At 45.4% G+C, this 10180-nt stretch carries 6 protein-coding genes; all 6 read right to left on the bottom strand.

The annotated features are described in order from the left end of the window. Window positions 1-17: 17 nt before the first annotated feature. Window positions 18-1103 (bottom strand): efflux RND transporter periplasmic adaptor subunit, encoded by a 1086-nt coding sequence (locus A8C56_RS08855; RefSeq protein ID WP_067754678.1) that lies wholly within the window; start codon window positions 1101-1103, stop codon window positions 18-20. A gap of 177 nt (window positions 1104-1280) precedes the next feature. Then, window positions 1281-1655 (bottom strand): hypothetical protein, encoded by a 375-nt coding sequence (locus tag A8C56_RS08850; RefSeq protein ID WP_067754672.1) that lies wholly within the window; start codon window positions 1653-1655, stop codon window positions 1281-1283. A gap of 225 nt (window positions 1656-1880) precedes the next feature. Then, entirely contained in the window at window positions 1881-3260 is a 1380-nt protein-coding gene (locus tag A8C56_RS08845) for an FHA domain-containing serine/threonine-protein kinase (RefSeq protein WP_157097926.1), read from the bottom strand. Window positions 3261-3787: 527 nt separating this feature from the next. Then, the gene (locus tag A8C56_RS08835) at window positions 3788-4699 is read right to left on the bottom strand and encodes an FHA domain-containing protein (RefSeq protein ID WP_067754664.1); all 912 of its coding nucleotides are present in this window, start codon (window positions 4697-4699) and stop codon (window positions 3788-3790) included. 151 nt (window positions 4700-4850) lie between these two features. Then, window positions 4851-8897, bottom strand: a complete 4047-nt coding sequence (locus tag A8C56_RS08830) for an FtsW/RodA/SpoVE family cell cycle protein (RefSeq protein WP_084490123.1) — start codon at window positions 8895-8897, stop codon at window positions 4851-4853. 4 nt (window positions 8898-8901) lie between these two features. Further along, window positions 8902-10032: a PP2C family protein-serine/threonine phosphatase gene (locus tag A8C56_RS08825; protein WP_067754662.1), complete on the bottom strand. Its 1131-nt coding sequence runs from the start codon at window positions 10030-10032 to the stop codon at window positions 8902-8904. Between the last annotated feature and the right edge of the window lie 148 nt (window positions 10033-10180).

Genomic DNA, 10180 nt, shown 5'->3' with positions numbered 1-10180 from the left:
TTTTCTTCCTGTAAAAATTATTCATTGATCAATTGCAGTTTACTGATCACCTGGTCGGGTGCCACGTATACCGGTTTTATTTTCTGATCGTCCTTAACGGATTGTAATCCATCCAGCAGGATCCTGTCTTCTGCTTCCAGTCCGCTGTCGATCACATAAAGATTAGGCAGCTCAAATTTTACGGTAATATTCCTGGAGTGCACTTTGTTGTCTTTGTCTACTATGAAAACATAAACCTTATCCTGCAGCTCATAGGTGGCTTTCTGGGGAATGACCAGGGCATCCCTGACGGGCAGCTTCATGAGCACTTTCCCGGTTTCACCGTTTCTTAAAAGATTGTCCGTATTCGGGAATTTTGCACGGAACTGGATATTGCCGGTGGTATTATCAAATTCGCTTTCAATGGTTTCAATAACGCCCGGGCTCTTATGCTGCTCACCATCTGCCAGGATCAGTGATACCGTTTTATTGGAATTGGAAGCCGGGTCTTTTTTATAGTTCAGGTATTCATTCTCTGATACGTTAAAATAGGCATAAACGCTGCTGTTGTCCGATAAGGTGGTCAATAAGCCTCCCTCATCAATCAGGCTGCCCTGTTTGAACTTTATCCGGTCGATATAACCGCTGAAAGGAGCCCTGATATCCGTAAACGAAAGATGCGCACCGGCCAGGTTCATATCTGCTTTTGCTTCACCATATTTTGCTTTTGAAAGGGCCAGCTCATTATCGGAAACGATGTTCTTATCGGCCAGTATACGGGTATTGTTCAGATCCAGTTCGGCGGTCTTTGCAGCGGCCTTTGCCTTCTGGTACTCTGCTTCATAGATCTTTGGCATTATTTTAAAAAGCAGCTGTCCTGCCTTTACATATTGCCCCTCATCCACATAAATTTTTTCAAGATATCCCTTTTCCTGGGCTCTTAATTCCACATTGCGCAGGGATTGGATCTGGGCAATATATTCCTTGTTATAAGCAGTGTCTATTTTAAGCGGATTGGTTACTGAAAATTGTTCTGTTGCTGTGCTTTCCTGTTTCTTTGATGCACAGCCCGTTGCCTGGAAAATAACTGCACACAAACTGAGCAGCAATGCGATTCTGTTCATTGTTTAGCGATTGGTTTGAATAAACGATTGATTCTGTTCTTATTGATGAGAAACCCCAGGAACCCGCCGGAAGTATTACCGTTTCCTGGTTATTGATGGAGCTGCATTACTGAAAAGTATTGCAATACCGGTTGCATTCAGGTTAGGAGTTGGATTGATGATGCAGAAGGGAATACATTATACCCTGATGATACAATGCAGGATGTTCCTGTCCTGTTGCGACTCCTGCCAGGAGGCTTTTGTACGCAGGTAACTTTTAAAATAAGGAGTATTTTTGGTCAGCCGGCAAAAATGAACTGCCATGAACGGCACCGGCACTGAATGGTCTGTAACCACTGTGTCATCATCTTTGTCATCTATATCATCGAAACAATAATCCTTTGAGTCTACAGGAATATTGGCCGCATTTTTAAAACGGATCTGTGATTTATCTGTCGATTGACTGATAAAGGATATAGGAAAAGAACACTTGTTAGTGTGAATGGCGAGGTGATATTCGCTCCCTACAAAGAATAAGATATAAAGTAAAAATATTTTATACACGCGATCCATCTCTTGCGCAAAAGTAATTCTCCTGTGATTGATTATTACAGATACGGTCGCATTTTTAACATTTTATAGCGATCCCTATCAATAGTCAAAATTAGGAATTAACAATAATCACCCATTATTTTCTCCTGTAAATTTTTTCCTTTCATTTCTTCCACCAAATTATTCAGTTCCGGCTCGTGCTGGTCTTGAGGCCTTTATATCACAGTTTATGCCCGCACAAACCACTTACATTTCCCCGGGCTGATGAAAAATAATTTTGGTGTTCCCTATCCAGAAATAATCGCCTTCTTTTAAGACGGCTTCTGTAGTAGCTGAAAGGCGGGTGGAATTTTTTGAAGTATTCAGAAAAGTACCGTTCTTACTGGGCGCTGTATCCTGCAAAAAATAGCGGTAGCCTCCTTCCGGGTCGCGCTTCCGGATGATCTGGCAATGGTTCTTGGAGATAAAACGATCAGCCGTTCGTATTCCAAAATCGGCTGCGACGGCTCCGGGCATATCGTTCCACCGGCCGATGGTAGTGTACGCTTTCTGAATAAAATAATGCTGGCCTTCGGTCAGGATATTGGGTTCCACTTCCAGGTAAGCTGCAGTGTTCTTTATTGCTGACGGGTCAATATCAATGACCGAGGTTTCCGGCTCCTTTTCCGGAACGGCTATTTTCTCATCCAGTCCGTTGTAAAAGAACCGGCTCAGCTCCCTGCCGGTTTTAAACCGCTTGAGAGGGTCTTTTTCAAGACAGCGCTGTACCAGCAGTTCCAGCCAGCCGGGAATATCACACTCACCGGGCCGTTCCTGCTCTTTTTCATACACAGCTTCCATCCTTGTGGTGCAAAGATCAGGTACCGGAGCGCTTTTGTGCTTTTCCTCCAGCGCTATCATTTCAGAGGCCTGTTTGTAATCCTTTACAGGAAAGGGAACAGTACCGGTTAATAGTTCATAAATAACAATGCCCAAACTATAAATATCAGAAGGTGTATCCACCAGTTCTCCGTTCCATTTTTCAGGAGCTTTGTATTCGGCCATGCCGTCTTCTTTTTTACTATGGCGCACTGCATCCGGGTCAACAAAGGACAATCCAAAATCGATCAGCACATAACGCCAGGAACCATCTTCGTTTTTGGCCCGGATGATATTCTTGGGATTAATGTCATTATGAATAATGGCATTGCGGTTGATAATCACAGAATCAGATGCCCGGTTCTGCGGCATATTGCCTGACACATAATAATGGTGGCAGTAGCTTAATGCAGCGGCCATTTGGGCAATAACATCCAGTGTATCCTCAATGGAAAAATAACCATCGCGCTGAATAATGGTTTCCAGGGTCTCACCATCCACGTATTCCATTTCAAGGGAGGGCTTGTTATCCAGTATGTATTCATTATAGATCTTTACAATATTGGGATGATCCAGTTGTTTCAGGATCTCTACCTCATCTTTAAAATCTTTATATTCCTTTGCGTCTTTATTGTCCAGCACAAAATCCAGCTGTTTCAGGGCTACTATATGCTCCGGGTCTTCTTTGCTGCGCGCCTTAAAAACGGCAGAGAAGCCTCCGTGCCCAATTACTTTTAAAATATCGTACCTGCTTGCTAACTCCTGCATCTGCAATAATTATTTTTACTTTCTATATGTATAAAAGACGGCAGTTGCCTTGTGGCAGGCTCTAAGGTGCTACACCTTATGCCTGCTTGCTGTTGTCCGGCCCATTACAATAACAAGTTCCTTTCGATCGTCATCCTAGCGCAACGTAGTGGAGCCGAAGGATCTGTTATGATGGTCCTGACGTGTGCTACAACGGAAGCCATGGTTCTATTTGCCGCCCTTCGTCAGGCTGCCAATAACAGATTACATGATACGTTGAAAACCAATCCTACTTTAGTCATGTTGAATTCCCGCCCGGACGGGTATTTCAGCATTTATGTATAGTATCACTCAACAGGCCCTGAAACAAAAACGGATCCCGGAACCAGTCCGGGGATGACATCTTTAGGTGCCCCCTAAGGAGGATTGTCATTGCCTCATCCGAACTTTCGGATGATTTTATTTTTACAAATGGAAAACTCAGCATGACATTTCACTTATGTTGCCAATACTATAAAGAACTTATCATTTAAAACCCAACACCCTGTTTAAGGCAACAGGCTAAACTCAAGCACCACGGTATCATTAAAACAAATAGCATCGCCGTCCTTCAGAATGTGCGGCACAGCTGCATTTCCAAGAGTGACCCCGTTAAAATCGTCCAGCGATGTATTGAATACTTTTATTTTATGGGCGGGATTGTGGAGGAACTTAGACCGATACAATTTATAGGCGCCTGTTTCCTTATCAAATACAATGACCGCATGCGACCGGCTGACGAAATTATTGATCTTATACTGCTCTTCATTTTTTTCCTCAATGCCTACAAAGGCAATGTCGTTATGGATCTTTGGGCCGTTCTCAATTTTGGGATCTTTTCCCCTGCCAATGAAATAATGCTTGCCGGTTGGCTCAAGAATATACTCCGGCTCCCACAAAATGCCTTCAGCCGCAACCACTTTTGCTTTTATTTTTCGGGCAGCACCTTTCGGCGTTATAACCTCCACGCCTATCCCCGCCATGATTGCGGTAAACTTTCCAGCGTCTTCGGGTTCATGCACCAGCTCTAAGGTCAGGTCATCTTTATAGGCAATTCCCCTGGATCTGAATTCCCTTTTAATGCGATTGATGAACTTTTGATCCTTTATCAGTGTCATCAGTCCCACATTCTCAACGGAATTGTCCTTATAGGCGGAATGAAAGATCAAGCCGGATACGGTAGTATCGCCATACCCCAGCATACGGACGGTGTTGCTGATAGCCCCTAATATCATCTCTTTCAGCTCTTCAATATTATCTATCTTCGAAGCCGTTCCCGGTGAGCGTAACTCCGGATTTGCCAGCAGCTCTGTTTGCTGCGCTTCAGCAGGCTGTTTCCCTTCCCCGGCCTTATCAAACAACTCGTCATCGGCGTTAAGCCGTTCAGCCAACTGCTCCATTTTTTTCTTTAACCAGTTCATAATATCAGTTTTCAGTTTTCTGACTTGAGACTTCAGACCTTCTCATTTTTTATTGTAAATTTTTCATTCCTCACTCTGCATTTTACATTTCCTATCCTTTCTCATTCCTTATTTAATATTCCTTATTTCTTATTCTCAATTATCCCCTGCTTTAAAAGTACCCTGCATTTTTTAATTGTTTTAAAATATCCACAGCCAGCGCCTTTGCGTATTCTGAATTGCCGATCTCTTCGATCCGTATCGTAAAAGCGACAGGGGCATTCAGCTTGGGCGAAGCTACAAAAAAAGTATACCAGGAATCGGTAACCCTTTTCAGGGTTGTTTTTTTGCCGGTCTGAATTACTTTGTCCCGCTCCGGGCTTCCGGTTTTTCCATGTACATCCAGCCCCGATGCTGCTGCAACTTTGGCGGATTGCTCCCGCATAAAGTCGCTGATTAACCCGGCTGTTTCCGGCTGTTTAGCAATAGTTACAGGATCTTGCTGAACCATCCTGCTGCTCCAGCTTTTATACAGGAACCGGGAGGGTTGCAACAGACCGCTGTCGGCTAACAGGCCCGACATTTTAGCCATTTGCAAAGGGGTTACCATCAGCTCGCCCTGGCCCCAGGCAATATCAGAATAACGCGATTGTAAACGCCTGCGGGTATTCATCAGCCGCCGGTTATTGAAGATCGCTTTACCCTGGGATACAAATTGATTCCATTCCTTAAAATACTTCTCATTGTCATAATTCTCCGGCCGCTGAAAATGAAAACCGCCTCGGTTAAGGATATTGATCCCTAACGCGTCATACAGGTTAAACAGGGAAGCCTGCAGGTTCTTATCATTTGCCAGCTTTATAAAATACACATTACTGGATCTTACAATAGCGGTACGCATATCCACATTCATATTTTCCGGCTCGCCTTTATGAATGATCTCCCCGGGGTAAATAAAATAGCTGAACCGCGCGGCCTCCGGGCCGTACTGGTTCATAGCCGCGGTAGCATCCAGGATCTTTATGGTAGAACCGGGCCTTGAGTTAAAGGTAATACCCAGATCCTGTGGTATAACTACTTTATCCTGGAAGATCTGTTTAAAAATGGTCCTGTAATCAGATGGCTCGATATTACTGATGAGCTTCAGGTCCCTATAGGAAGGTGCGGGGTTGGATGCAGATGCCAGCACATCGCCTGTTTTAGCGTTGATAGCAACAACAGAAGTACGGAAGGCCCTGGAAGCAGCAGCATTCCGGATCACCTCGCTGATCCTTTCGTTTAAGGTAACATCCAGGGAGAGCTGGATGTCCTTATCCTTATTATTCTGCAAGGTTACCCATTTACTGTTAATGCCTTCTTTTAAAACGGGTACCAATGCGCTGTAGTCATATTTTACCAGCTCAGACTCCTTACTGGTGACCGGAAGGAACCGGTCTTCCCTGTAGCGATCAGAGGTTTTTTGAGAAGTAGTATACGTTACATCAAAACCTTTCAGCTGGGTATAATGGCGGTACTCTGCGGCGTAGCCGGTTTCTTCATCATTGGCGATCTCCTTGTTATAATCGCCCAGCCAAAATAAAAGATCCGGCCCAAACGGATAATACCGGTGCTGGTCCCGCTTCAGTTGCTCCGCATATAAAGCAGGATTTGCCCCCAGCGGAATGAGCTTATTTTTTTGCTGGTCAAATGTTGTTTTATCGGAAGTAGCCAGGAGCACTTTATTCCGGTCATAGATATTCCCCGACCGGATCTGCCGCAGAAAGATCCCGATCCTGGGGTTATAGCTGTATTGCCAGGCCCCCTTCCGGTTCAGCACCAACGCAGGCTTTACAATGTATTCACCGGATTTATACTGGTACCAGAACAGGCTGCCGGTAAAGATGAGCAGCACAGCAAAAAAAGTAAGGATCGCATAGGCGTTCACATTATCCGTGTGCGCTTTTATATATTCCATCTCAACGGCTTCGCCCCTTTCATTGGAAAGAATAAGCACCCACAGGAAAAGTGACAGGGTTACAATAATGCCTGCGTTTCCCTTGCTTAAGAACGGAACGGAGATGCCGGTCATCGGGATCAGTCCGAGCGTGCCTGCTGTGATCAGGAAGAACTGGAGCATCGTGGCGATTGCAATACCCGCTACAAGATAGAACAGGAATGGCTTCCCGGTTCTTCTTGCTGCCAGCAGGGAACGATAGGTCAATAGTCCAAAGGCGAGGAAAATAGCGATCAGTGCGATGCTACCCAGCTCCTCCCCGATGCTTTCAAGAATCATATCCGTATGATAAGCAGGCATTACACTTGAATAACCTTTACCTAATCCCTGGCCCCAAAACCCTCCGGCATTTAAAGACCAGATACCATGCGCCACCTGGTCACCTCCGATCAGCTGGTTTTCCCATATATCTTTAAACATGCCGTTACGGTCAGCCAGCCGTTGGGTAAATTCAAACGGCAAGGTTGCCAGCAGGATAAAGGACGAGATAATAAGAATCATAAAGAACACAGACTCATGCCGCTTTTTAAAGAATGCATAGGCCAGTGTGCCGGTACAGGCAACAGCGGCTACCAGCGGCAGGTAATTATGCTGCGGCGTGTTGATAAACCGGGAGGTGATTATTAACAGCGCCACATAAACAGCTGCTGCTGCTATCATGGGAAAGAATTCATCCTTGGCAAAGGAATAGAAAAACAAAAAGGTCAGGCAGAGCACTACCGCAGGGCCAAGATCGCCCAGGGCGGCATAAATACAAAGCAGGAAGCCGAATAACAGCAGCATTTTTATACTGTTCTGGACCAGCCACCGGTTATCGGGGATGTTACGGAAGTATTCTGATTTTACGGCAAAATAAGCTGCAAAGAAAACGATCATCAATGCTTTGGACAGCTCGCTTACCTGGAAGCCAAACAGGTTTACTTTTACACCGCTTCCCTCCGGGCCGCTACCGGCAAAAAACAGGGCCAGCATTAACAGGATGGAAAGGAGCATCCATGAATACCCGCGCGGTGCCTTTAACAGGCTGGCTCCGGGCCGCAGGGCATATACGGGATCAAACCACCGGGAGTGATAAAAACGCATCACCGGGTTGTTCTTTAAAAAGAAAAGAAGCACAGAAAAGAAGAGCAATACAGCAGTTGCACACCGGGCCATTCCGCTGCCGTGGATCATATCCCGCAGCGGGTCCTGCATACTGTATAAAACAATAATACCTGTACCGGAAAGAAAAAATAATAAAGGAAGGATGAACTGATCGCTCCGGTAGTTTTTCAGCCACAATACAAAATGCAGGATCCAGAATGACAATACGAATAATGCCAGGTTGGTAAAATACTCTTTTTTAAAATCACGGGGCGTGCGTACCGTAAAGACCCTGTCGTTCTTTATCTGTCGGAATGCTACCCTGTCCAGCACCGGTATATTATGCAGCCGTCCCTGGAAACGGAAGGTTTCAGTGCCCTGTATGGCTGCTACCCCTTTTGCCGGTCCAAAATCATAACCGGGTTTTATGGCTATCACGCGATAGTTGCTTCCTTTTTTAAGGTTATAAAATTCATAGGCGCCGTTCTCATTGGTACGGGCAAAAAATTCTGTAACCGTATCATCAGGTTTTGTGCTCAATGTGTCAAAATAACCGGAAGGAAATATTTCGGTCAGCTTTACCAGAACACCGCCGGCAGGCACATCGGGCTGACCGGCTTCATGGTAAAACCGTATCTTACCCTGAATGGCTAATTTGGTTTTTTCATTCTGAACCGCCACTTCATCAGGATACTTTGCAGGGGCCCGTGATTCCTGTGCGTAGAGTGCGCTGTCCATATCCAGCCGGGTAATGGCATTTAAAAAACGTAATTTACCTTCTTCGCCTGAAGTGTTTAAAAAATCCACGGCCGGTATCATTAAGCTGTTCTTGTTCAATGCACCGAGGTTGGGCAATACGCCCTCCTTGTCTACAAGATCTTTCAGCCTGCCTGAAATGAACCGGATATAATTTTCGTCCGTAAAATATCCTCCCCTTGTAAGAATCTGCTCTACCACGGCCTGCTTTAAAGGCGCGGACAGGTTCACTATCTTTCCGCTTTTATACCCGCTGTCAGCATCCGCAAATTCATTTTTTTTATGCTGATAGTATGAAAAAGCCATAGCTGCTGTCAGCAATGTAACAGAGAGCAGCAGTATACGCTCAATTCTCCGGGGATATAAGGTCATTTTTCTTTTCTTCATTGAATTAATAGCCTTGCAGCGCGTTCCTGTGCGCGCTATCTTTATAAATAGTATCCGTTGCGTTGATCAGGGTATCCGGTTGCTGCAGGTGCGAACTATCTGAAACGGGGAGCGTATCCATCCGGATCGCTGTAGTATCTGTTACAGGAAGCGGCGCTGCTTCTTTTGAAAAAAAAGAGCCTGTTCCGTTCCAGTTCACCAGGTATCCGATAACGAATGCGATGATAACCGGAACCAGCCCTGTTTTTTTTTTGACCGTAGCAGGCGTATTGGGTTGCATATGTGCTGGTTTTTCTGTTGGAATATTTTCCTGTGCAATAGGAACTTCAATAGTGCTTTTTACCGCCTTTTTCCTGCCTGCTTTTTTTGCAGCCTTATAAGTGGCCAGCACCACGGTAATATTATCCTTCCCTCCCAGTTCATTGGCTTTATCGATCAGTTGCTGTGCCTTTTTGGGAAGGCTTTCACCGGTTGATAAGATAGCTGCCATCTGTGCCCGGGTCACCAGATCGGTCAATCCATCAGAACAAAACAGGGCAATATCGCCCGGCAGAAAGCTATGTTCGCCTATATCAAAATACTTACCGGAATCCTCTGCGTCTAAAAACAGCTCCCCCGCCATTTTGCTGATCTCATTCCGGCGCGGGTGCTGCATGGCTTCCTGTTCTGTTAAATAGCCGCTGTCTTCCTTCATGCCCACATCAGAGTGGTCCCGCGTTATTTTCAGCATATGGCCGTTCCGGTACACATAACCACGGCTGTCTCCCACATGGGCTATATACATCATTTCTTTATCAGCGTCCAGCACCGCAACAGACAACACGCAGCTCATCCGGTTCAGGGCCTCCTGCCGCCCGCGTTCCTCATAAACCTTGTTATTTGCTGCAATTGAAGCCTCTTTCAGCAATTGCAGAGGCGCGCCAAAACTGAAATGCTGCAGATATTCTTCAATGGTTTCTTTTACCATCGATGCTGCCTCGGCGCCTCCTTCATAACCGCCCACCCCATCAATGGCCCCTACCAGTGCCCTGGACGGCGTGTTCCATAAATTGGGAACGGCAATAAAAGTATCCTCATTTTCTTCCCGCCTGCGGCCGAGATCCGTTTGGCCATATAATTCAATAGTTCTGTTCATTACTTTACTTTTGATTGTAACAGCAACACCAGGATAATAAATAATAACATTGCAATACCCAGCATACTCTATTTAGTTGACAGGTGGACAGCTTTTACTATTGATAGAAAAAACTTCATGACTGATCAGTTGTACCTGTAAATTACTT

Source organism: Niabella ginsenosidivorans, assembly GCF_001654455.1.
Taxonomy (GTDB): Bacteria; Bacteroidota; Bacteroidia; order Chitinophagales; family Chitinophagaceae; genus Niabella; species Niabella ginsenosidivorans.
The sequence above is the reverse complement of the archived record's forward strand: the minus strand, read 5'-3'. Positions and strand labels throughout refer to the sequence as shown.

What these genes read in the sequence shown, in the direction of transcription:
- A8C56_RS08850 (WP_067754672.1), bottom strand. Translation starts at nt 1,655, where the DNA reads ATGGATCGCGTGTATAAAATATTTTTACTTTATATCTTATTCTTTGTA.
- A8C56_RS08845 (WP_157097926.1), bottom strand. Translation starts at nt 3,260, where the DNA reads ATGCAGGAGTTAGCAAGCAGGTACGATATTTTAAAAGTAATTGGGCAC.
- A8C56_RS08830 (WP_084490123.1), bottom strand. Translation starts at nt 8,897, where the DNA reads ATGAAGAAAAGAAAAATGACCTTATATCCCCGGAGAATTGAGCGTATA.
- A8C56_RS08835 (WP_067754664.1), bottom strand. Translation starts at nt 4,699, where the DNA reads ATGAACTGGTTAAAGAAAAAAATGGAGCAGTTGGCTGAACGGCTTAAC.
- A8C56_RS08855 (WP_067754678.1), bottom strand. Translation starts at nt 1,103, where the DNA reads ATGAACAGAATCGCATTGCTGCTCAGTTTGTGTGCAGTTATTTTCCAG.
- A8C56_RS08825 (WP_067754662.1), bottom strand. Translation starts at nt 10,032, where the DNA reads ATGAACAGAACTATTGAATTATATGGCCAAACGGATCTCGGCCGCAGG.